This window comes from Streptomyces sp. NBC_00878, from assembly GCF_026341515.1.
Classification (GTDB): Bacteria; Actinomycetota; Actinomycetes; order Streptomycetales; family Streptomycetaceae; genus Streptomyces.
This window is the reverse complement of record NZ_JAPEOK010000001.1, coordinates 9,178,240-9,201,858: the sequence shown is the minus strand read 5'-3', so window position 1 is coordinate 9,201,858 and position 23,619 is coordinate 9,178,240. Positions and strand designations below refer to the sequence as shown.

Here is a 23,619-nt window from a genome sequence, read left to right as displayed (position 1 = left end):
TTGTGAACCCCTTCAAGATCCACCGCACTTCACCGTAGGATCCGGCGCTCAGCACCATAAGATCCAGGACCCGCCGACCGGCGTACGATCCAGAACCCGCCGATCAGCGCCATGACCAGCATCCGCGCACCAACGACCCCGCACGAGCCGCACTCCCCTCCCGCCCGGGAGAACTCCCCCTTCCCAGGAGGCCGCTCATGACCACCACCGCCGAACCACCGCGGCAGCACGGCCAGGACGACTCGGAACTCGCCGAGTTCGGCTACAAGCCCGAGCTGAAACGCACACTCGGCAACTTCCACACCTTTGCCGCCGGTATCAGCTACATCTCCATCCTCACCGGCACCTTCCAGCTCTTCTACTTCGGTTACGGCAGCGGCGGGCCCGCCTACTGGTGGTCCTGGCCCATGGTCTTCGTCGGCCAGTTCATGGTCGCGCTGTGCTTCGCCGAACTCGCCGCCCGCTATCCGGTGGCCGGCTCCGTCTACAACTGGGCCAAGAAGGTGGGCAACCCGCACATAGGCTGGCTGGCGGGCTGGACGATGCTGATCGCCTCGATCGTGTCGATCGCGGCCGTGGCCCTTGCGTATCAGTTGACGCTTCCCCAGATCTCTTCCGTGTTCCAGTTCGTGGGCGACGGCACGGGCAAGTACGACGTCGCCACCAACGCCGTACTGCTGGCCTCCGTACTCATCATCTTCACCACCCTGGTGAACGCCCTCGGTGTGAAGCTGATGGCGAGGATCAACACGGCGGGCGTCTTCATCGAGCTGATCGCGACCGTCGTACTGATCGTGCTGTTCGCCGTGCACATCACCCGCGGACCGCAGGTCGTGCTGGAGACGAACGGCACGGGAGCGGGCCAGCCCGGCGGCTACTTCGGCGCGTTCCTGATCGCGTCGCTGGCATCCGCGTACGTCATGTACGGCTTCGACACGGCCGCCTCGCTCGGCGAGGAGTCCCTCGACCCCTCGCGCAACGCGCCGCGCGCCATCATCCGTGCCGTCGTCGCCTCGTTCGTCCTCGGCGGGCTCATCCTGCTGCTCGCGCTGATGAGCGTGTCCAGCCTGAAGGGCGAGCAACTGTCCACGGACGGCCTGCAGTACATCGTCCTCAACGTGCTCGGTGAGGACGCGGGCAAGGCCATGCTGTGGTGCGTGCTCATCGCGGTCACCGTGTGCGCCCTGGCTGTGCACACGGCGGCGATCCGGCTGGCCTTCGCGATGTCCCGCGACAACAACCTGCCCGCCTCCTCGAAGCTGGCCAAGGTCCATCCGCGATTCCAGACCCCGATCCTGCCCGCGGTGATCATCGGCGTCCTGGCGCTGGCGATCCTGGTGGTCAACATCCGCCAGCCGCAGATCTTTACGGTGGTCACCAGTATCGGCATCATCCTGATCTACCTGGCGTATCTGCTGGTCACCGGGCCCATGCTGGTGGCCAGGCTGCGCGGCACCTGGCAGCCCGCGGGCGACGGCAAGTTCTCGCTCGGCCGCTGGGGGCTGCCCGTCAACATCGTCGCCGTGGTGTGGGGCGCGGCCATGATGATCAACCTGATCTGGCCGCGCGCCGCGGTCTACAACGCGGCCGCCCCGTACCACTGGTATCTGCGCTGGGGTGCCGTCCTGTTCGTCGGCATCGTGATGGGCGGCGGCTTCGCCTACTACTGGTTCGTGCAACGGCACCGCACCGGAGTGCTCGCCGAGCACCAGCTCAAGGCCGCGGCCGACTCATCCGTCCCGCCCGGTCCGTCCGCGGCGGCGCCGACGGCCGACTGACCTCCCGACCGACCGTCGTGACATGCGCCGACCGACCGCCGCGTCATGCGGGGCCTGCCTCGTCGGCGGACTGCTTCACTCGGTGAGCGGCCTGGGGAGACGGGCCGGGAGAAAACCCGGTACCCGCGCCCCAGGTCGGCTCAACCGCTCATCCAGCGCTCAATGCTCGGTACTCAGATTGAGCATGACGACGCCGCCGATGATCAAGGCAAGCCCGAGGAGTTTGGGCGTGGTGACCGATTCCTCCATGAACATGATCCCGATGAGCGCGATCGCGGCGGTGCCGAGGCCGGACCAGATCGCGTAGGCAATGCCCAGCTCCATCTTCTTGAGCGCCTGAGCGAGCAGCGTGAACGCGGCGATGTAACTGATCGCCATGACCACGCTCGGCACCAGTTTGGTCATTCCTTCGGTCAGCTTCAGGAACGAGGTGGCGATGACCTCAGCGGTGATGGCGCTGATCAGCAGCAACCAGACCATAGTCGCCCCCATCTGTCGTTCGGTCAGAGAGATCGTCCGTCGCTTCACAGCCGTCGCTTCGGCGAGCCAACCACCTTCTTGGGTCGGCCCGCAGCAGCACGATACAGACGATCTCCATCGGCCACGGGGGCGATATTGGTCAGTGGGCCCGTACTCCAGGTGGTGCGAGCAGGAGGGCAGGACGAACCTGCTCTCCTGCTCGGCCGGAGCTCGGCCCGGGTGGCTGTGAGGACGTCACGAATCACCGGACGGCCGGTCCCACGGCGGCATGCCGGTGTACGCGCGTCCGATGAGGGCCACCCATCGGTGCACGGAGTCCTCGATCGGCGCGAACGGTCCGGGACGGTAGTGCGGTGAGGTGAGTCCGCGCTGGACGGATTCGCAGGCGTCCCAGTCCTGGAGGTTGATGCGATGCCAGAAGTCGACGGGGCTTGAGTCGAGGACCCCGTCCTGGGCGTACCAGGAGCACTCGACGCGGCTGTGGCCCGCGGATTCCGCCACCAGATGATGGATCAGCACGTAGTCGGGGTGCAGTGAGATGAACAGGTTGGGGACCAGCGCGGCGTAGAACACCCGGTGCAGGTCGACGCCGGGCAGGATCGCGCCCCCGGCCCGCCCGTCCATCGACATGGTCTGGGCGCCCTCTGCCAGGTCCATCGTGCCGCCGACCCAGGCTCCCGGCTCGTCGGCGATGTAGCTGGCGCTGTTGGGCGGGGCCACAGCGGTCAACTCGGGGTGGATGTGCGGGCAGTGGTAGCACTCCTGGTAGTTCTCGACGATGACCTTCCAGTTCGCCGCCACCTCGTAGTTGCGGGTGGCGGCCAGCTTCAGCCGCTCGGGCGCGTACGGCGCGACATGGCCGGCGAGCGCTCCCAGGTAGTCGGAGAAAGTCGCGGCGTCGTCACTGGCGTTGACGAAGACCCAGCCGTGCCAGACCTCGGCCGGGAGCTCGATCAGGCCATGATCGGCCGGTAATTCCGGGAACCGAGGCGCCGTGCGCAGCGACCCGTCCATCTTGAACGTCCAGGAGTGGTACGGGCAATGCACCACCCGCTTGGACGATGAGCAGCCGTCGGCCAGCAGTTCGTGTCCGCGGTGCCGGCAGGTGTTGGCGAACGCGGCAATCCGGTCGCCGTCCCTGGTCAGCAGAACCGGCACGGTCCCCACCTGCCGGGCGTACTGCGTCGCCCCCTCGGGGAAGATCTCTTCCAGCCGGCCGAGGCAGCTCCACGTGCCGGCGAAGAGATGACGCTGTTCCCAGGCGAACACCTCTGGCGCGGTGTAGGCCGCCGCCGGCAGCATGCTGGATTTTCCGAACGGACCTGTCACACGCTTCAGTTCGTCGAGAGGCAGCGGTGCGTGCGGCCAATCGGCTGGTGTGGTCGTTGTCATCAGACGTCACCTCCGGCAGTCAGACATGCGAATATCTCGGTTTTTACCGTGCTGTCCACGGTGTTCTCCGATGGGCGAGACCAGCGCTCGCCGCCCGGGCCGACAGAACATCCGTTGGCGGCGAAGGCTGAGCTTCTTTCCCGCGCGGCCCGATGAGTCCCGGACGCTCGATTTCCCACGGTCGTCACGGGCGTGGGTCCTCTCTGGCTGTCCGGGCCGGATCCCGTTCGACGACCGGGCCCAGAATCTCGTCGATCCCCACGCACAACTCCTGATCCAGGACGACGCCTGCCACCGCGGCGTTCTCGATCAGTTGCTTCGGGTTGGACGCGCCGACGATCGCGGAGGCCACATTGGGGTTCTGCAACGTCCACGCCACCGCGAGCTGCGCCAGTGTCAGCCCGGCCGACTCCGCCAACGGCCGGAGCCGCTGCACCCGGCTGAGCACCTCGTCGCGCATGAACGGAACCAGCCACTGGCGCCCCTCCTCATCCGCGCCGCGCGACCCGGAGGGCGGCTGCCGGCCCGGCAGATACTTGCCGGTCAGCACGCCCTGGGCGATCGGCGACCAGACGATCTGTCCGATGCCGAGCTCCGCACAGACGGGAATCACCTCGGATTCGATCACCCGCCACAACATGGAGTACTGCGGCTGGTTGGCGATCAGCGGAATGCGCAGTTCCCGGGCGAGCCGGTGCGCGGCGCGAATATCCTCGGCACGCCACTCGGACACCCCGATATAGCGGACCTTACCCGCCCGGACAATGTCGTAGAACGCCTCCATCGTTTCCTCGAGCGGCGTCTCGACGTCGTATTGGTGGGCCCAGTAAATGTCCACGTAATCGGTCCGCAGACGGCGCAGCGATCCGTCGATCGAGTCCAGAATGTGCTTGCGGGACAGGCCACGATCGTTGCGTCCGGGTCCGGTCGGCCAGTAAACCTTGGTGCTGATTTCCACCCCCGCCCGCCGCTGACTGGCCAGTGCCCGCCCCAACACCTCCTCTGCGCGGGTGTCCGCGTACATGTCGGCGGTGTCAAAGGTGGTAATACCCGCGTCGATTGCCGCGCCCACACAAGCGAACGCGGCCTCCTCGTCGATCTGCTGGCCATGGGTGAGCCAGTTGCCGTACGAGATCTCACTGACCATCAGTCCGCTTTTACCGACATGACGGTGCTCCATCACTCCCCCTCGAAGTCGTCGTCGCCCACCAGGACAGTTCAGTCCTGGCGCCCGTTCGGTGCGGGCAGGAAACCGGATTCACCGAGGTACCGGATGTACCGGTCGAGAAGGGTGCGATCGATTTCGGGGCAGTCAATGCCCGATTCGGCCAGACCGCGCGAGGTGTTGGTCCGGTCGTAGCCGTAATCGTCGAGCTGAAGTGAATCCACCGCCGCGCTGACCAGGACGAGGGTCGCCCGTACCGAGCTGTTCCGGTCATCGGCGCCGACGTCGGCGTGACGCTGGAGTCGGCGCGTCCAGTCCTCGTACGCCACGGCCTCGATGCGGTGGCCGGCGGCGCGGATCCGGTCGATGATCGCGTCGATCCTGACGGTCCGTGGATTGGTCAGGTTGAACTCGCCGCCGATCGACTCCGGATGCAGCGCGAGGCGCACATACGCCTTGGCGACGTAGTCGACCGGTACCAGGTTCACCTCGGTCCATCCGGCACCGGTGGCCGGCACGGCCCCGACCTCGACACACGCTCGGATGTAGTGCCACAGTCCGTCGTTGCCTCCCACGGCACCGGTAGCCGTGTGGCCACCGATCTGCGCGGGCCGGTACACCGCTGAGGGAATGCCGCGTACACGTCCGATGCGGAGCATTTCCTCAGCCACCCATTTGCTGCGCGCATATCCCTCGGCGGGCATGAGATCCGGATCGACCCGCCGGTCCTCGGCCAGGGGCTCCGGGTTGTTCGCGGTCCCGATCAGCGCGCTGGTCGCGGAGACATAGTGCATCGGCTTGACACGCTTCCTCGCGGCCAGCCGCAGCACTTCCCGGGTTCCCCATACGTTGGCCGCCCTGAGCCGGCTGTAGGCATCGACCAGATTGACCCTCGCGCCATTGTGGAAGATCAGGTCGACCTGCTCGGCCAGCATGTCGAACTGCGGTTCCGACAACCCGCACAGGGGCTTTTCCAGGTCGGCGGCGATCGCGGTGATCCGGTCGGAATCCACACCGTCTGCCAGACCGTAGCCACGCAGGCTGTCCAGAACGCGAACCGCGGCCTCGGTGTCCTGCCTGGCACGCACCAGGCAGTAGATCCGGGCGTCCGTGTTGTCGAGCAGTTCCCTGAGCACGAACGACCCGACAAAGCCGGTCGCACCGGTCAGCAGGACCTTGCGCGGAGCACGGACCAGGTCCCGGTCCATCGGCTCACTTCCCACCGTCGATATGGCCGGGTCGAGGAAGGCTTCCTCGACGAGGTCCACATCGGCGGCGTACTCCTCGCCGGAGTCCGGGCGGATGAGCAGATCCGCGAGCGCGGCCGCGGTCGGCCTGGCGAATATCTCGTGGACCGGCAGGTCGACGCCGGTCCGCTGCTTGATCTGGCTGGTCAGGCGGACCGCGAGGACGCTGTTGCCGAACTCGAAGAAGTTGTCGTCGACCCCGACCTGTGGCATCCCGAGCACCTGGCCGAACAGCTCACACAGCGTCTCCTCCATCGAGTTGCCCGGTGCGCGGCCCGCGGAGGTGGTCGTCAGTCGCGGTGCCGGCAGCGCCGCGCGGTCGAGCTTCCCGTTCGAGTTGAACGGCAGAGCGTCCAGCCGCACGAAGGCCGCGGGAATCATGTAGTCCGGCAACGTCTTGGCCAGGTGTGCCCGCAACGAGGCGGTCGGCAGGTCGGCCGCACTGGCCGTCAGCGGTTGATTGGCGTAGGAGGCCAGCGGTGCCTTCTCCTGGGCTCCGGGCCGGTAGAGATCGGACAGTACCGGGAAGCCGGGCCCGTCGGCGGGGGCCAGGACGCAGTCGAAGCCGCCGTCCGGGGATCCGGACCAGGTGAGGATGGCCTGATATCCCAACCGCTCGGCCAGGACGCGGAGTTCCTCGGGGTCGACACCGCGCGTCCCGGCACGAAGCTCGGACAGCACCGTGCCGATGGCGGCGCCCTCGGCGAGACGGTCGGAGGCGGCGATCTCGTTGGCGATGCGTCCGTTCGGAATTCCCGAGATACGGACCGGCGCCGACGCCCGACCGTCCAGGCGGGCGGCCAGCTGGTCCAGTTCGACGATGTCCTGCCCCCACCGCAGGACGGGCAGATCGCCCAACGACTCGGCCACGGGCTCGGCCGCGCCCGACCGCTTGCGCAGAACGACGTCGTAGCGGTACCGGGTGAACTCGTTGTGATACCGCCCGGGCTTGAGGCGCATGTCCACAGCGGCGACCGTGTCCATCCGGTCGGCGAGAGCGACGAAGAACTCCGGGTGCATCATCAGGTCTTTTTCCAGGGCCAGCGCGTGCTCGACGTCGCGCCGTATCTCGGCGGCGTCCGTCCGGTCGTCGGCGCGGTGGAGGTGGATCGCGGTCTTCAGGCTGCGCAGCAGACCGAGATGGCGTACGTCCCCGATGACGACGGAACCGCCGGGGCGGATCAGGTCCATCGCGTTCGTCAGGACCCGCACGAGGTAGTCGACCGTAGGAAAGTGCTGGATGACCGAGTTGATGACGACCAGGTCGAAGAAGTCCCTGGGCAGGCCGTCGAGGTCGTCCGCCGGCTGGCACCGCAGCTCGACCTTCCCGGCCAGCGCGGGATCCCTGTCGACCTGGGCCCTGATGTTGTCGATGACCGGAGCGGAGAGATCCGTACCCCAGTAGGCGTCACAGGTCGGCGCCAGCCGGGCCAGCGTCAGGCCGGCGCCCACCCCGATGTCCAGTACTCTGCGCGCCCGCAGCGACCGCAGCCGCGCCGCGGTGTCGTCCTGGATCTCCCTGAGCTGTTCCATCGGGAGCAGATGCCCGTCGTAGCTGCTCTTCCAGACGCCGAAGTCCTCGCCGAGCGGGGGCTGCGCCGAGTCGGTGCCGGTGTAGACCGAGTCGTACACCTGCTGCCACTCCTCGACCTTCTCCCGGGCCGCCTCTTCGGACTCCACCTGGGTGGCCGGCACCACGTAGGCCACCAGCCGCTGGTCACCCGGGGTGTCCTCGCGTACCTCGACCGCCGCCTGGCTGACCAGCGGATGCGTGACCACGGCCGTTTCGACCTCACCGAGTTCGACCCGGTGGCCACGGATCTTGACCTGTCGGTCGGCCCGGCCGACGAATTCGAGGTCACCGTCGGCAGACCGGCGCACCAGGTCACCTGTGCGGTACATCCGCGACCCGCTCCGGTCGAACGGGTTGTCCACGAAACGTTCCGCCGTCAGGGCCGGCTGGTGCAGATAGCCGCGCGCGACCCCGGCTCCGGCGATGTACAACTCACCGACCTCGCCCGGGGGCATCGGCTGTTGGTCGGGACCGAGCACATAGACCTCGGTGTTGGCGAGCGGCCGCCCGATCGGCGGCGGGCCGGTGATCTCGTGCAGCGGGGCGATGGTCGACCAGACGGTGGTCTCGGTCGGTCCGTACAGATTCACCACCTCACGACCGAGTTTGAGCATCGCGGTGGCGACCGCCGGGGGTAACGCCTCGCCGCCGACCAGCATGCGCAGTCCACGCAGGCTGTCCGGGATCTGTTCGACCAGCATGCGCCACCATGTCGGCGTGCCCTGCGCGATGGTCACGCCGTGCCTCAGCAGTTCGGCCACGGTCGCCGGCTCGCGGTTGGCACCCGAGGGCGCGAGCACGACGCCGGCCCCCCGCACCAGCGGCAGGAAGAGCTCTACGCCGGACATGTCGAACCCGAGAACCGACGTGGCCAGCATCCGGTCGTCGGAAGCCAGGCCGAACCGCTCTCCCAGGTCGGTCAGCAGGTTGACCAGATTGCCATGGGTGACCACGACGCCCTTGGGCCGGCCGGTCGAACCAGAGGTGTAGATCACGTAGATCGGGTGGGTGGACCGGAGCGGCACGATTCGGTCGTCATCCGTCAGGTCACCATCGGCCCATTCGCTATTCTCCGCGAACAGCGACAGGTCGTCGAGCGTCATAGTCGGAACATTGGCGTCTTCCAGCCCGATCGGGCTCGATTCGGTCGTGGTCAAGACCAGTTTCGGCCGTACCTCCTCGACCATGAACGCGACCCGCTCGGCAGGCTGTTGGGGATCGATCGAAAAGTAAGCGCCCCCCGCTTTGAGTATCGCGAGAAGCGCCACGATCATCTGCTCGGTTCGAGGTAACGCGACAGCCACGAAGTCCTCAGGTCCGACGCCGCGCGAAACCAGCGAACGGGCCAGTCGATTGGCGTGGGAGTTCAGCTCGGCATACGTGAATGTTTGACTCCCGGCAAGCAGCGCCACCGCGTCAGGAGAGGCATCGACACATGCCTCGAACAGAACCGGTAGCGTCGGCCGTAAAACGGTCACAGCAGTAACCCGCTTTCATCGTAGACCAGCAGCGATTTCAGCGACAGGGCAGCCTCGATCCGTAAACGGGACGAAACAATTCCCCGCGTCTTGCCCGGCGATAACGGTACCTGTTCGGCCTCGATTCGCCAGAGGGCCTCGATTCGCCATGGGGAAACGTCGCTTCTTTAGTCCGTGGCCGAGTGGACCGAGTAGGCTTCCCGTCTTGTGACACGTGATCACATGGCCGACGGCGGCTTCTCCGAACGGTTTCGTCTGGATGTGCTGAGTCGGGTGTTCCCGGCCGATTTGGTCGACTTCGTGGTCGATGAAACTGGAGTGCGTGAGGAGCGCATCCGTTCACTGCCGTCATGGTTGGTCGTGTACTTCACCCTGGCGATGTGGCTGTTCACCGGCTCCGGGTACGACTCGGTGTTGCGGGAGCTGGTGGAGAACCTGCCACGCTGCGCCGATGGGTGGCTGACGGCGAACAGCGGGTCGATCACCAGGGCCCGGGCCAGGATCGGGGCCGCCCCGCTGCGACTGCTGTTCTCCTACGTCGCAGGCCCGGTGGGCACCGCGGCCACCCCAGGTGTCTTCTGGCGCGGCCGGCGGCTGGCATCGATGGACGGCACCACCCTCGACGTCCCGAACAGCGCGGCCAACGCCGCCGCCTACTCACGGCCGAACTCCGGTTCCGGGCCCCGGCCGTATCCGCAGGTACGCCTTCTGGCGCTGGTCGAGTGCGGCACCCGAGCGCTGATCGGAGCGGCCTTCGACTCCCCCGCCGTGGGCGAGGGGACCCTGACCTGCCGTCTGCTGCACCACTTGGAAGCGGGGATGCTGGTCCTCGCCGACCGGGACTTCCCCTCCTACGCCCTGTGGCGCCGGACCGTCGGCACCGGCGCGGACCTGCTGTTCAGGGTGGACACATCCTTCGCCCTGCCGATGGCGCGAGTCCTGCCCGACGGCACCTACCACTCGGAACTCAGGGGCTCACGCAAGACGGAACGCGTCACGGTGCGGGTGATCGAGTACACCATCACCACCTCCGGCGCCGAGGACGGCCAGTCGGCGAACTCCGAACTGTTCCGCCTGGTCACGACCCTGCTCGACCCGCAGACAGCACCGGCGCACGAACTCGCGGAGCTGTACTCGCGTCGCTGGACCAGCAAAACGATCTACCGGGCCATCAAGATCGAGCAGCGGGGAGGGCGCACCGCCACCCTGCGCTCCAACAGCCCCGAGACAGTCGCCCAGGAACTGTGGTCGATGCTCTGCGTCTACCAGGCCGTCCGCCACCTGATCCCCCACACCGCCACCGAGACGGGCGCCGCCCCGGAGCGGGTCATCCTCAAGCACGCCGTCGACGCCCTCCGACGCACCGCCGGGAGCGGCTCTCCCTCCTCGCCGCCCGGCCGCGAAGATCGCTGAGGCTCGGCAGTCTCCTGCGAGCCGTTGATCACCACTTAATTCACGCCTTAAACGAGCGACGTGACTCTGACGGCAGCGCGCCGACGCGCCCCATGTGCTTGCCGCGGTTCGAACAGAGTCCCGGTCCTGCCCTAAACCCCCTGAGGCGACGGCCGTTTGAACATCCGCGTCGCCGTGATCTCACTGTGTACCGCCTCCCCCTCACCGGCCGGGGTCTGCTGAGGCAGTCCGGGCCGGAGGTGTTCCTCCACGCTGATGTACTTCAGCCCTGCGCGCAGGTCCGCGTCGTTGCGGAGGCGGATGACCAGGGGGAACTCGGCGAGTGCGGTCGTGTCGAACAGGCCCGTGGTGTAGAGGAGTTGGACACCGAGGGCGTCCGAGACGGCCCGCTGGAGCTCCAGCAGATACGTGGCGTTGGCGCGGCCGATGGGGTTGTCGAGGAACAGCGTGCCGGCGTGGCGGTGCTTGTCGCTGCGGCCCCGGTCGTTCGAACGCAGGGCCGCCATCGTGCAGTAGAGCGCGATCGCGGCGGTGAGCAGCTGGCCGCCGGAGAACACGTCCCCCATCTGTCCGACGGGCACGCGCTCGGCGCGCAGTACGGCATCGGGCTTGAGGATCTCGACGGCGACGCCCTTCGGCCGGAGGGCCGCGCCGACGCCTGTGAGCAGCAGGGACATTCCGTCGCGGCGCATGTCGGAGTTCTTCTTGACGGCCGCGCGGGTCGCCTCGTCGACGACCTCGCCGAGCCGCTCGGCCAGCGTGGCCTGGTCGGGCTCCTCGAAGCGGATGCGGAGGAACTCCTGCCCGGACCATTCGCCGAGCCCCTCGGGGAGGCGGGACAGCCGCTGGGCCGACCTGAGGGTGGCCAGCGCGGACTCCACGAGCCCGCGCAACCGGTCGACGATCGAGTCGCGGTTGCGCTCCAGCTGCTCCAACTCGTCGGTGAGGACCCGGAGTCGGGGCGCGAAGGCGTCCGCCCACTTCTGCGCGTGCTCGGGCAGGGAGGACGCCGGCAGTTCACGGATCTGCTGGCGTGCGGGCGTACGCACCTGCTCGTAGCGCGTCGAGTTGGCATGCCGGACGAGGATGTCGCTCGCCTCGCGCACCGAGGCCTCCGCGGCGGAGAGGTCGGCCGCGCAGCCGCGCAGGGAGCGGCGGGACTCGGCGGCGGACTGCCGGGCCTCTTCGAGGGTGCCGGGGTAGGGCTCGGGCTCCTCGTGCTCCTCGTCCGCGTGCTCCCTGAGGAGGTCCCGGAGCAGGGCGGCCGACTCGTCGAAACCGCCCGCCGCGTCCTCGGCGGCGCGGTGGGCGCCGAGGAGTTCGGCGTGGGCTTCGCGGGCCTGGCTCAACGCCTCGGTGCGGGAGGCGAGTTCACCGGTGGCGGTGCGCAGCAGGCTCTGTGCGTGCTCGGCGTCGCGCGGGGCCAGGTCCTCGGGCAGCTCGGTGTGCGCCTCGCCGTCCTCGGGCGCGTGCCGCTCGGCCTCGCCCCGCAGCCGTCCGAGCTGCTCGCTCGCGGTCGACATGCGCGTTTCCAGAAGCTGGACCAGCTCCTCGGCGCGGGCCGCGGCGGCCTGCCGGGAGGGTCCGTCGGAGCCGTCGGTGGACTCCAGGAGCTGGGCCGCGCGCGTACGCACCTTGTTGCTCAGCCGCTCCAGCTCCGCGAGTGCCGCGCTCTCGTCGCTCTCGGCCCGCGACTGCTCGGCCCGCAGGTCGGCGCCGACGCCGACCTTCTCGTAGAGCTGGGAGGCGGCGCGGTAGGCCTCACGGAGGGCGGGCAGCGACGACTTGGCGGCGGCCGGGTCGGCCTCCGGTACGTCGTCGGGGGCGCCCGCGATCTCCGCGCGCTCGGCACGCAGGGCGCGGGCGGTGCGGCGGGCGTCGTCGGCGGCGCGCTGGGCACCGCGCCGGTCCTCGTCGGCGGCTCGGGCGCGCTCCAGGCAGGTCTGGGCGCGGGCCTCCGACTCGGCGGCGTCGTCGGCGAGTTCGCGCAGTTTGACCTGCCAGCCGGCGCGTTCACGCAGGCGGAAGGCGAGTCCGGCGAGCGCGTCGGCGGCGCGGCGGGCCCGCTGCGCGGCCTCCTGCCGCTCGTCCCGTACCAGGGACGCCTCGGCCGCCGCCTCGTCGGCCTCGGCCCGGACCGTACGCGCCTCGGACAGCTCGGCCTCGGACTCCTCGGCGAACGCGCGCGCGTCGTGGGCCGCCGTGGCGAGCTCGGCGAGCCGCCCCGCGGGGCAGCCCGTGCGCCAGGAGGCGAGCCGGGCGGCCAGCTCCCGGTCCTTGGCGAGCCGGGCCGCCAGCTCCCGGATCTCCTCGTCCCGTTCGGCCGCGCGCGTCCGCAGCGTCTGCCGCTCCTCGTCGGCGGCGTGCTCGTCGTGCATGGCCGGGTTCGGCGGGACGAGGAACACATCGACGCGGCCCCCGTCGCCCGTGTCGGGGGCCGGGGTCGGGGCGAGCAGCGCGGCGGCCGTGCCCACGGCCACGGCGGAGCGCGGGAGCAGTGCGGCGTCGGCGAGGGCGTCGCGGGCCCGCGCGTGGGTGTGCGGGTCGGTGATGATCACGCCGTCGACGAGTTCGGGCCGTGCGGCCAGTACGCGCGCGTGGTCGACGGGGTCGACGGCCTGCGCGAGATAGCGCCAGCCGGGGAGCGCGGGGATGCCGTGCTCGCCCAGGTACTCCACGGTGGCCAGTACGTCGGGTCCGGGCGGCAGCAGCCCGCCGTCACCGAGCGCGCCGAGGATCCGCGCGTCGTCGGCAGCGGCGGTCCGCAGCTCGAAGAGCTGCCGCTCGGCGGAGGCGACGCCGTCGTCGAGGAGCTGCCGGAGCTCGTCGGCGTAGTGGTCCAGCTCTTCGGCGGAGAGGGGCGCTTCATCGGGGTGTTCGGCGTCCGGGGTGCCCCGCCCTCGGCGGGTGCCCGCCGCGTCGGTACCGGGGCCTGTCCCGGACACCCGGCCCGGCCCCTGCCCATGGCCTGCTCCGTCCGCTCGTGCGCCGCCGCTCGCGCGCGCGGCGCCCTCGGTGGAAACCGCGCCCGCGCCGTGTCGCTGCTGCGGCAGCCCGCCTCGCCCGGAGGCCCCCGAACCGCCGGAGACCCCCGGCAAACTCAGCAGCTCGGCCAGCCGCTCCTCCCCCGCCAGCGCCTGAGCGGTGCGCCGCTCGGCGTCGTAGGCGCGCTCGGCGGCCGTCGCGGCGTCGGCGGCGCGGGCCGCCGTGAGCTCGGCGCGGGACTCGGCCGACGCCGCCTCGCGGGCGTGCTCCATGGTGCGGCGGGACGCCTCGCGCGCGGTGTCCCACGTGGCGACGGCGGTCTTCTCCGCGTCACTGGCGGCGAGCGCGGCACGGGCCGGGTCGGCGTCCGGGGCGGTGTCGTCGAGCCACCCGGCGCGCACGGCCTCGGCGGTCTCCTGCTCGACCTCGCTGAGTCGCAGACGCAGATGGCCGATCTCGCTGCGGGCGCGCTGTGCCTCGGTGGCGGCGGTCGTGGAGTCCCGGTGGGCGGCCTCGCCGACGTCCTGGATCGCGGCGGACCGCTCCTCCTCCTCGTTGGCGACCGTCTCGGCCCCCTCGGCGGCGGCGTGCAGGGCCCGTACGAGATCGGCGGCGGCCCTGGCTCGCGCGGCGAGGGCGGGGGCGGCGTCCCGCTCGGCTTCGAGGATCGCGGCGGCCACGCGCGCGGAGCGGTCGGCGGAGGCGCGGTGCCGCAGGACGAGCTCGGCGGCCTGCCAGGCGGAGTGCAGCGTGCGCGCGTCGGCGAGCTCCCGCTTCTGCGCGGCCGCGCCCTTCTCGGCCCCGGCGAGGGCCAACGAGGCGTGCCGGTAGGCGAGTTCGGCCGCGATCAGCGCGCTGCGCTGCCGGGAGCTCTCGGCCTCGGTGACCCGGTGGGCGGCGGCGGTGACCTGCTGGGCGAGGTCGCCGGTGCGGCCCCGCTCCTGCCCGGCGCGGGCGGAGAGGCGCCTGGCCAGGGTGCGGGTACGCCGCTCGGCGCCCGTGTGGATGTCCCGCGCGCGCGAACGCGTCCCGGCTGCCTCGACGATCCGCCCGAGCAGGTCCACGGACCCGGCGGTGAACTCCCGCTCGGCGATCAGCTCGGCCCGCCGCCCCAGCTTGTTCCCGAACCCGCCCACCAGGTCGGCGAGCCCGTCGGTGTCCCGGGTGTCGGTGACCGCGCGCAGCAGCAGATCGGTGAAGTCGGAGTCCTTCTTGACCGCGAAGAGACCGGCGGCCTCGCCCTCGTCGGCGTTCATCTCGCGCTGGTAGCGGAAGAGTTCGGGGTCGAGTCCCAGATCGCCGAGGTGTTCGTTCCAGCGGTCGTGGATCTCCTCCCAGTGCACTTCGAGGTGCGGGTACGCCTTGCCCGCCTCGGTGAGCGCGTCCCGGAAGCCCTTCATGGTGCGCCGCCGCCCCTGGGCGCCCGAGGCACCCTCGACGGGCGGCCGCACGGAGGTGGCCTCGGCGACCGGCAGGTTGTCCAGGCTCAGGCCGGGCCCGGGCCGGAACGAGTACCAGGCCTCCGCGAACTTCCGCGGATCGTTGGAGACCTGGCGCCCCCGCCACTCACTGGCCTTTCCGACCACGACGCACTCGCCGGTCAGCGTGTGCTGCCACTCCAGCGCCACGTGCCCGCAGTCGTCCGCGAGCAGGAACTTCCGCAGCACACCGGAGCTGGCGCCGCCCAGCGTGTTCCGATGGCCGGGCAGCATGACGGAGAAGATCAGCTTGAGCAGTACGGACTTGCCACCGCCGTTCTCCAGGAAGAGCACGCCGGCGGGCGCGGGGCGGCGCGGCGGCCCGACGGGCTCCTCCTCGAAGAACTCCGCCTGCGTGGGCGCGGGGTCGGGCACGGGCTGACCCACACCGCGCAGGTCCAGCACGGTGTCGGCGTAGCGCGCACCGGCAGGCCCGATGGAGTAGAGGCGGACCCGGGACAGCTCGTACATGGCGGCGGACTCTCGTAGTCGTAAGGGGAGTTGAGGCGGTCAGAGAATCGGGATGGGGATCGGGATCGGGGACAGTGGCCAGGGACGGTGATCGCGATGATGGGGGACGGTGATCGGGGTCATTGGCTCGGTCGGTCGGTCACGAATGGAACGGCAGCCCGGCGTCGGCGACCAGCTCCAGATCGTCGGACTCCTCGGCGGGCAGCAGGCTCGCGGTGCCGTCGGTGACCGGCACGATGCCGAGCTCCAGCAGCTCGGCCATCGCGGCGCTGCCGGCCATGTCCCGTACCTGGAGCTGATAGCGGGCGGTCGTCCGGTACGTCCCCCCGCCGTCATCCCCGGTGCGCTGCAGGAACCCCGAGTCGGTGAGGAACGCGACGGCCTTGCCGATGATGCCGGTGGTCGAACCGGCGAGTCTTCGCGCGTCCTTGGTCGCTCCGGTGGAGCTGCGCCGTGCCCAGATCCGCCAAGCGGCTTCCAGGCCCGGTGCGTCCGTCGCCGGGTCGGTGTTCTCCCCCTGCTCGTCGGCCCGCTCCTCCAGCCGCCGACAGGCCTGCCGCACAAAGGCGTCAACGCCGTTGACCGACACGCGCCCGATGTACCCGTCGTCGGCGAGATCCTCCGGGCGCGGGAACGCCATGGCGGCGACGGCGAGGTGCGCGAGCCCGTGCAGGAACCGGTCCCCCGAGTCGGCCGACGTCCGGCGCGCGTAGTCCCCCATCCGCACGGCGAACACCGAGTCCTCGGCCGCGGTCACCGCCATCCCCGCCCGTGGGGACACCTCGAGCACCACAAGCCCGAGCCCGGTCGCCACGGCATCGGCCAGCCGCGCGAAGGCCGGATCCTCCCGGTACCTCCGCAACAACTCGGCGTACTCCTGGTCCCGCGCGGGCTGCAACTTGGGCTGCAGTCCAAAGGCCACGAGCCGCGCGGCATCGGCTGCGTCGGCGGGCGTGACGGCACCGGTGGACGCCGGCGCCGCCGGCACGTCCGGCTCACCCCACTCAACGGGCTCGGTCACGGCTGGCACTCCTTGCTCTCAAAACTGGGCTGCTCTGCAAAACGGGGCCGCCATCCGGCGCCCCAATAGGGGCGCGGGGCTGTGACATTCACGGCTCCTCCCTCATCGTGGGCGCGACAAGCCACAACGGGCCCGCAGGTCACAAACAACCCGAAGTGACAAAGCAAACTCAGCGACCCGCTCACGCCGCATCCTTCCGATCCGCCGCCATCCCCACCGCATCCAGCAGAGCCATTCCCACGATCAAATCGGCCCCACCGAACTCCGGATCGTCCAACTCGGTCCCGTCGTCCACGGCGAACAACAACTTCGCCTCGCCCTGCCGATACGCCGTACCGACCGGCGGACTGGCCGCGTGCACCGCCAACAGGGCCACTAGATAAGGCAGTTCGGGATCACGCCGCCGGGCGTCCGCGAGCAGCCCGGACAATCGCCGCGGCGCGTCGGCGGGAAGGTCGAGCAACTCCATGGCCCCGGCCAACTGCTCCTCGCTGAACCGGCTGTCGTCCGGCGTGGCGATCAGATCCGGCTCGGGCATCTCGGCCCCGAGATGCTCCCGCTCTACGGGCGGTGTCAGCAGGAGGTCGACCAGATCCCCGACGCGAACGGACGCGGGTGTCCGAAGCCCCGTCCCGCGGGCGAAGAACGCGTCGGTCACCCGCAGCGCCCTCTCCATGGGCAGCGGCAGCACGGGCGCGACGAGATGCCCGTACAGGTCGATCCCCGCTGTCGTCATGGGCGTCGCGAACGCCTGCCGGTCCTGCTCGGCCCGGAACAGCGGTCCGGCCTCCAGAAGGCGGGACTGCAACTGCGTGTGCCGCCGGATGCAGTCCTTGACGATGTCGACGAGCTCGGCGGCCCGCCGCTTCTGCTCGGCGTCCTCCGACTCGTCGCGTGCCTTACGGATGTTCGTGAGGATCGCGTTCTCGTGCCGATAGCGGTCGGCGACGTGGTCGAGCGCCTCGGCGATCATGTCGGGCACGGCCTGCAGCCAGTCCACCGCCCGTACGTTGCGCCGGGTCGCGTCCAGGGCCCTGCGGAGCGTCTCCGAGTACTGCACGGTCCGGTACCGGGCCTGCTCGGCGGCGAGCTGCGCGTCCGCGAGCCGTCCGCGGCTGATCAGCACCTCCAGCTTGACCTCGGCGGCGATCTGCGCGCTGGTGACGTCGGTGTCGAGGGCGCCCACGAGGACGTTGACCGCCTCGTCCGTCGTGCGGAGATACACGCTCCCTCCGTAGCCGGGCAACTCCTCGATGAGCTTGAAGTCGTAGTCCCGGCGCACATACGAACCGTCGGGTGCGAACGTGCCGTATACGGCCCGGAAGCCGCGGTCGACGCTGCCGACGTTGATGAGGTTCTCCAGGACCCAGCGGGCGACGCGCTCGTGCTCGGCGACGGGCCGGCGCGGGGCCTGGGCGGCGATGCGCGGGATGAGCCTGGCCACTATCTGGTCGTGGTCGGCTCCCGTGTCGAAGTCCATGTTCAGCGTGACGAGGTCGATGGCGGCGAGGGCCACCTCCGCCATCCCGTACACCGAGTACTCACCCGCGAGATTCGCCTTGCGTACGTCGAGGTCGTGCAGCGGCGCGGTGCAGGCGAGCGCGCGCAGCCGCCGCGCCAGTCCCTCGTCGGCGGCCGGGCCCGGTGCGGGGCGCGGCCCCGCGCTGAGCTGGGGCGGAACGCTGTCCGTCGATGCAGGCGAAGTCACGGTGCACAGACTAGGTCCTCGGTCTGACAACGACCGAAACGCTTGTGGCTGGGTGCGCCCACACGGCCGAGCCACATGTCGGCGAAACCCCAGCGCCGCTAAGGGGCGTCCTCCGCCACTCGGCGGCCGTAGACCTCCACAACCCTTTTGCGCGAATCGTCCAGATATGTACCGAGCAGGCTCTCGGCCTCCTCGCGGTCGCCGTCCTGGAGGGCCTGCAGTATCTGGCCGTTGCGTGCGAGGTACGGCTCGTGGAGGCGTCGCGGGTCGTCCACGAGGTGGAAGGCGAGCCGGAGTTCGGCGAACACGCTGCGCATCAGCTCGTCGGTGCGGGCACTCCCGGCGAGCGCCACCAGTTCCCGGTGGAAGTGGATGTTGGCCGTACCCAGCTCTTTCCAGTCACCCTCGCGGGCCGCCCGCCGCCCGTCCGCGACGGCCTCGGCGAGACCGTCCACCGCGTAGGGCGGTTCACCGAGTCCGCGGACGACCGCGCATTCGACGAGGCTGCGGGTGCCGTAGATGTCCTCGACGTCCTCGACGGTCAGGACCCGCACGAAGACACCCCGGTTGAGCTGGTGGACCAGCAGTCGTTCGTGCGTGAGCAGGCGGAACGCCTCGCGCAGCGTGTTGCGCGAGACGCCGAGCGCGGCGCCGATGCTGTCCTCGGACAGCCGTGCGCCGGGCGGGAAGAAACCCTCGGCGATCCGGCTCCTGAGGATGTCCGAGACCCGCTCGGCGGTGCTGGTGCGACCCAGCAGCGCGCGGTCGTCCGCCAGTCCGTTCAGTTCGGCCACGCCCGAATTCAATCGCAGATACAAGAACGAAACAACAGGGGTATTGAGGGATCGTTCAACGATCCTCTACCTTGCTAGTCAGGCACCGGCCGCTCACTCCGGAGCCGACGGCTTCCGCACGCCGCAGATCGGCACCGCAACCGCTTTCCGCACGCCACAACTCGCACCACCGCTGCTCCTGTACGACTCAGTCCTCAAGCACCCTCCCGTCCCTCATCTGTGAGGTGCCCATGAGCACGACCCCTCCACCGCAGGCCCTGACCACCGAAACGCGCCCCGGAGCGGGTGAACCCACCGCCGACGAGGGCGCGTTCGCCTGGCTGCGGGCCCTGGGTCCGCGCGGCCGCCGCGCCTTCGGCGGCGCGTTCGGCGGCTATGCGCTGGACTCGTACGACTACTTCACGCTGCCGCTGAGCATGGTGGCCCTTTCCGCGTACTTCGGCCTCAACAGCGGCCAGACCGGGCTGTTCACGACCGTCACGCTGGTCGTGTCCGCGATCGGCGGCGCGGCTGCCGGTGTGATCGCGGACCGGATCGGGCGCGTCAAGGCGCTGATGATCACCGTCATCACGTACGCGGTCTTCACCGTGGCCTGCGGCTTCGCGCCCAACTACGAGACCCTGCTGGTCTTCCGCGCTCTCCAGGGGCTCGGTTTCGGCGGTGAGTGGGCGGTTGGCGCGATCCTGGTCGCCGAGTACGCGAGCCCCAAGCACCGGGGGCGCACGCTCGGCGCGATCCAGAGTTCCTGGGCCGTGGGCTGGGGACTCGCCGTGCTGGTCTACACGCTGGTCTTCCAGTACCTGGACGACGACCTCGCCTGGCGCGTGATGTTCTGGACCGGGGCACTGCCGGCCCTGCTCGTCATCTGGGTACGCCGCAATGTGAAGGACGCCCCGGAGGCGGCCGAGCGCCGCAAGGAGAGCCCCGAGAAGGGCTCGTTCGCCACGATCTTCAAGCCGGGCACGGCCGCCACGCCCGGACTGCTGAAGACGACGATCTTCGCGGTCCTGCTCTCCACGGGCGTCCAGGGCGGCTACTACACGCTGGCCACCTGGGTCCCGACCTACCTGAAGACGGACCGCGGGCTGTCCGTCGTCGGCACCGGCGGCTATCTCACGTTCCTGATCTCCGGGGCCTTCATCGGCTATCTGACCGGCGGATATCTCACCGACAAGCTGGGCCGCAAGCGCAACATCCTGCTCTTCGCGATCCTCTCGGCGGTCTGCATCCTGGCCTACGCGAACATCCCGAGCGGCGCCAACACCCTTGTCCTGGTGCTCGGTTTCCCCCTCGGCTTCTGCATGTCGGCGATCTTCAGCGGCTTCGGCTCGTTCCTCAGCGAGCTGTACCCGACCGCGGTGCGCGGCACGGGACAGGGCTTCACGTACAACACCGGCCGTGCCGTGGGCGCGGTCTTCCCGACGGTGGTCGGCTTCCTGGCCGACAGCTGGGGCGTCGGGGGCGCGCTGGTCTTCGGCGCGATCGGCTACGGTCTCGCGGCACTGGCTCTGATCGGTCTGCCGGAGACCCGTGGGAAGGAGCTTCTGTGAACTGGACACCGACTACCCAGCCCCGCCCCCTGAACCTTCTCGACGACCACGCGCACGCGTGGAGCCCGGCAGAGGCCCGCTCCCGATTCCGGTCGGGCGTGTCCGGTCCCACCGCGGGCTGCGTGGCGGGCCACGCCCAGGCGAACCTGATCTCCGTACCGGCCGACTGGGCGTACGACATGCTCCTGTTCTGCCAGCGCAACCCGAAGGCCTGCCCGGTGCTCGACGTCACCGACGCCGGTTCCTGGACGACCGTCCTGGCCGACGGCGCCGATCTGCGCACCGATCTGCCGGGCTACCGGGTGTGGGAGCACGGCGAGTTGGTCGACGAACCGACCGATGTGGTGGCCCACTGGCGCGACGACCTCGTGTCGTTCCTCATCGGGTGCAGCTTCACCTTCGAGTCGGCGCTGTCGGAGGCGGGTGTGCCGATGCGCCACATCGAGCAGGGGCGCAACGTCTCCATGTACGTGACCAGCCGCCAGTGCCGTCCGGCGGGACGGCTGCGCGGGCCCATGGTGGTGTCGATGCGCCCGGTACCGCCCGAGCACCTGGCCGCGACGATCCGGGAGACGAGCCTGCTGCCCGCGGTGCACGGCAGCCCGGTGTACTGCGGCGATCCGGGCGCCCTCGGCATCGAGGATCTCTCCCGCCCCGACTTCGGCGACCCGGTGGACGCCGAGGCGGACGACATCCCGGTGTTCTGGGCCTGCGGGGTGACGCCGCAGGCCGCGGTGATGGCCTCACGGCCGCCGTTCGCGATCACCCACGCACCCGGCCAGATGTTCATCACCGACGCCCGCGACGAGCAGTACCGCGTCGCCTGACCGGGAGGAACCGACACTCCATGGCCTCGATCGATCTGAACGCCGATCTCGGCGAGGGCTTCGGCCGCTGGCAGTTGACCGACGACGAACAGCTGCTGTCCGTCGTCACCAGCGCCAACGTGGCCTGTGGCTTCCACGCCGGGGACGCGGCCACCATGCGGCGGGTGTGCGACCTGGCGGCCGAGCGCGGCGTACGGATCGGCGCCCAGGTCTCCTACCGGGACCTGGCGGGCTTCGGGCGACGCGCGATGGACGTGCCGCCCGACGAGCTGGCGGCCGAAGTGGCCTACCAGATCGGCGCCCTTGAGGTCTTCACGCGCGCGGCGGGCGCGCGCGTGGCGTACGTAAAACCGCACGGCGCGCTCTACAACCGCGTCGTGCACGACGAGGAGCAGGCCGGTGCGGTGGTGGACGGGGTGCTGCTCGCGGACGCCACGCTCCCGGTGCTCGGCCTGCCCGGCTCGCGGCTCCTCGACGTGGCCGGGAAGGCCGGACTCCCGGTCGTCACCGAGGCGTTCGCGGACCGCGCCTACACCGAGGAGGGCACGCTCGTGCCGCGCGGGCGGGACGGTGCGGTGATCACCGACCCGAGGGCCGTCGTGGAACGCTCGGTGGGCCTCGCCCGTTCTGGTGTCGTGACGTCCCATTCCGGGCGTGACATCCCGGTACGGGCCCGCTCCTTGTGCCTGCACGGCGACACGCCCGGCGCGGTCGGTCTGGCCCGCCGGGTCCGGGCACGGCTGGAGGAGTCGGGCATCCGCGTGGAGGCGTTCGCATGAGGGCACTGCGGGTCGGCGACCGTGCGCTGCTCGTCGAGGTGTCCACGGACGAGGAGGCACAGGCCCTGCACGCCGATCTACTCCGCCGCCGCGCGGAGGGCTCGCTCTCCGTGCGCGAGATCGTCCCGGCGGCCCGTACGGTCCTCCTGGACGGCCTCGACGACCCGGCCCGGCTGGCCGCTCGGCTGACCACGTCGAAGCTGCCTGCCGCGCCTGCGCGCGTGGAAGAGGCGGTCGAGATACCCGTCCGCTACGACGGCCCGGATCTCGCGGACGTCGCCGACCACTGGGACGTGTCCCCGCAGGAGGTGGCACGGATCCACGCGGCGGCCGAATTCCGCGTCGCCTTCTGCGGGTTCGCCCCGGGCTTCGGCTATCTGACCGGGCTCCCGGCCCGCTATGGCGTGCCGCGGCACGCGACACCCCGTACGACCGTCCCGGCGGGTTCGGTGGGCCTCGCGGGCCCGTACACGGGCGTGTACCCGCGCTCGTCGCCGGGTGGCTGGCAGCTGATCGGGACGACGGACGCGGTGCTGTGGGACCACGCGCGCGTGCCCGCCGCCCTGTTGTCGCCCGGCACGCTGGTCCGCTTCGTCCCGGTGGGGTCCTGATGACGGACCGCGCCCTCGCCGTCGTACGGGCCGGTGCGCTGACCACCGTGCAGGACCAGGGACGCCCGGGCCACGCGCACCTGGGCGTGCCGCACTCCGGCGCGCTCGACGCGCCCGCCGCCGCCCTGGTGAACCGGCTGGTCGGCAATCCGCCCGGGGCGGCCCTCCTGGAGACCACGCTCAACGGCTGTGACGTACGGCCGCGTTCGACCGTCACCGTCGCCGTGGGAGGTGCCCCGTGCCCGGTCACCGTGGACGGGTGCCCGGTCGCCTGGGGAGCCCCGGTGCGCGTGCCGGCCGGGGCGCTGCTGTCCGTGGGAACAGCGGTCTCCGGAGTACGCGGTTATGTGGGCGTGTCGGGCGGAGTGGCCGTCGAACCGGTGCTCGGCAGCCGGTCGACCGACCTGCTGTCGGGTCTGGGTCCGCCGCCCCTCACGGACGGAATGGTGCTCCCCCTGGGGACGCCTATGGCCCCCCACGCGCGCGTGGACGTCGTCCCGCAGCCGCGGCCTCCGGCCGAACTCGTCCTGCGGGTGACGCTCGGCCCACGCGACGACTGGTTCACGACGGCGGCGATCCGCACCCTCACCACGCGCACCTACCGGGTGTCCTCGGCGAGCAACCGTATCGGCCTGCGCACGGAGGGTCCCGCTCTGGAGCGGGCGCTGCCGGGCGAACTGCCCAGCGAGGGAATGGTGTTGGGCGCCGTCCAGGTTCCTCCGGACGGCAGGCCCGTGGTGTTCCTCGCCGACCACCCGACCACCGGGGGGTACCCGGTGATAGCGGTCGTCCGCCCCGACGACCTCCCCGCCACGGCCCAGGCCGTACCAGGCACGCCGGTACGGTTCGTGGCGGTACGCCGCCGCTGA

General features: G+C 70.3%; 15 protein-coding genes. 7 read left to right on the top strand and 8 right to left on the bottom strand.

Annotated features, from left to right (window positions below):
* Nucleotides 1–197: 197 nt before the first annotated feature.
* Nucleotides 198–1,778 carry an APC family permease gene (locus OHA11_RS39965; protein ID WP_266504944.1) on the top strand — a complete coding sequence of 527 codons (1,581 nt, stop codon included), beginning with the start codon at nucleotides 198–200 and terminating at the stop codon, nucleotides 1,776–1,778.
* Between the two features lie 159 nt (nucleotides 1,779–1,937).
* On the opposite strand, the gene OHA11_RS39960 is transcribed toward OHA11_RS39965, so the two are convergent.
* From OHA11_RS39960 to OHA11_RS39945, 4 genes are all read right to left on the bottom strand, one after another.
* Entirely contained in the window at nucleotides 1,938–2,258 is a 321-nt protein-coding gene (locus tag OHA11_RS39960; protein ID WP_266504941.1) for a multidrug efflux SMR transporter, read from the bottom strand.
* Between the two features lie 234 nt (nucleotides 2,259–2,492).
* Nucleotides 2,493–3,650: an aromatic ring-hydroxylating dioxygenase subunit alpha gene (locus OHA11_RS39955; protein WP_266504938.1), complete on the bottom strand. Its 1,158-nt coding sequence runs from the start codon at nucleotides 3,648–3,650 to the stop codon at nucleotides 2,493–2,495.
* Nucleotides 3,651–3,834: 184 nt separating this feature from the next.
* Nucleotides 3,835–4,830 carry an aldo/keto reductase family protein gene (locus OHA11_RS39950; protein ID WP_266504936.1) on the bottom strand — a complete coding sequence of 332 codons (996 nt, stop codon included), beginning with the start codon at nucleotides 4,828–4,830 and terminating at the stop codon, nucleotides 3,835–3,837.
* A gap of 38 nt (nucleotides 4,831–4,868) precedes the next feature.
* Nucleotides 4,869–9,113, bottom strand: a complete 4,245-nt coding sequence (locus tag OHA11_RS39945) for an amino acid adenylation domain-containing protein (RefSeq protein WP_266504935.1) — start codon at nucleotides 9,111–9,113, stop codon at nucleotides 4,869–4,871.
* Between the two features lie 222 nt (nucleotides 9,114–9,335).
* On the opposite strand from OHA11_RS39945, the gene OHA11_RS39940 reads away from it, so the two are divergent.
* Nucleotides 9,336–10,526 (top strand): IS4 family transposase, encoded by a 1,191-nt coding sequence (locus OHA11_RS39940; protein WP_266507780.1) that lies wholly within the window; start codon nucleotides 9,336–9,338, stop codon nucleotides 10,524–10,526.
* 131 nt (nucleotides 10,527–10,657) lie between these two features.
* On the opposite strand, the gene OHA11_RS39935 is transcribed toward OHA11_RS39940, so the two are convergent.
* The 4 genes from OHA11_RS39935 to OHA11_RS39920 form a co-directional block, all read right to left on the bottom strand.
* Nucleotides 10,658–15,460: a hypothetical protein gene (locus OHA11_RS39935; RefSeq protein WP_266504932.1), complete on the bottom strand. Its 4,803-nt coding sequence runs from the start codon at nucleotides 15,458–15,460 to the stop codon at nucleotides 10,658–10,660.
* Nucleotides 15,461–15,599: 139 nt separating this feature from the next.
* The gene (locus OHA11_RS39930) at nucleotides 15,600–16,481 is read right to left on the bottom strand and encodes a hypothetical protein (RefSeq protein ID WP_266504929.1); all 882 of its coding nucleotides are present in this window, start codon (nucleotides 16,479–16,481) and stop codon (nucleotides 15,600–15,602) included.
* Nucleotides 16,482–16,662: 181 nt separating this feature from the next.
* A complete protein-coding gene (locus OHA11_RS39925) occupies nucleotides 16,663–18,189 on the bottom strand; it encodes a hypothetical protein (protein ID WP_266504926.1) in 1,527 nt (508 codons plus the stop codon).
* A 98-nt stretch (nucleotides 18,190–18,287) separates the two neighbouring features.
* Nucleotides 18,288–18,983 carry a GntR family transcriptional regulator gene (locus OHA11_RS39920; RefSeq protein ID WP_266504924.1) on the bottom strand — a complete coding sequence of 232 codons (696 nt, stop codon included), beginning with the start codon at nucleotides 18,981–18,983 and terminating at the stop codon, nucleotides 18,288–18,290.
* Nucleotides 18,984–19,213: 230 nt separating this feature from the next.
* Between OHA11_RS39920 and OHA11_RS39915 the strand changes: the two genes are divergently transcribed.
* The 5 genes from OHA11_RS39915 to OHA11_RS39895 are packed head-to-tail and all read left to right on the top strand — an operon-like array spanning nucleotide 19,214 to nucleotide 23,619.
* Complete coding sequence (locus tag OHA11_RS39915; RefSeq protein WP_266504921.1) at nucleotides 19,214–20,533, top strand: MFS transporter; 1,320 nt, start codon at nucleotides 19,214–19,216, stop codon at nucleotides 20,531–20,533.
* Nucleotides 20,530–21,360: a putative hydro-lyase gene (locus tag OHA11_RS39910; protein ID WP_266504919.1), complete on the top strand. Its 831-nt coding sequence runs from the start codon at nucleotides 20,530–20,532 to the stop codon at nucleotides 21,358–21,360. The genes OHA11_RS39915 and OHA11_RS39910 overlap by 4 nt, the downstream gene beginning before the upstream one ends.
* 20 nt (nucleotides 21,361–21,380) lie before the next feature.
* Nucleotides 21,381–22,139: a LamB/YcsF family protein gene (locus OHA11_RS39905; RefSeq protein ID WP_266504916.1), complete on the top strand. Its 759-nt coding sequence runs from the start codon at nucleotides 21,381–21,383 to the stop codon at nucleotides 22,137–22,139.
* On the top strand, nucleotides 22,136–22,750 hold the full coding sequence (gene pxpB / locus OHA11_RS39900; RefSeq protein WP_266504913.1) for a 5-oxoprolinase subunit PxpB: 615 nt from the start codon (nucleotides 22,136–22,138) through the stop codon (nucleotides 22,748–22,750). Before OHA11_RS39905 ends, pxpB begins: the two co-directional genes overlap by 4 nt.
* Nucleotides 22,750–23,619, top strand: coding sequence for a biotin-dependent carboxyltransferase family protein (locus tag OHA11_RS39895; protein ID WP_266504910.1), 870 nt, complete (start codon nucleotides 22,750–22,752; stop codon nucleotides 23,617–23,619). The genes pxpB and OHA11_RS39895 overlap by 1 nt, the downstream gene beginning before the upstream one ends.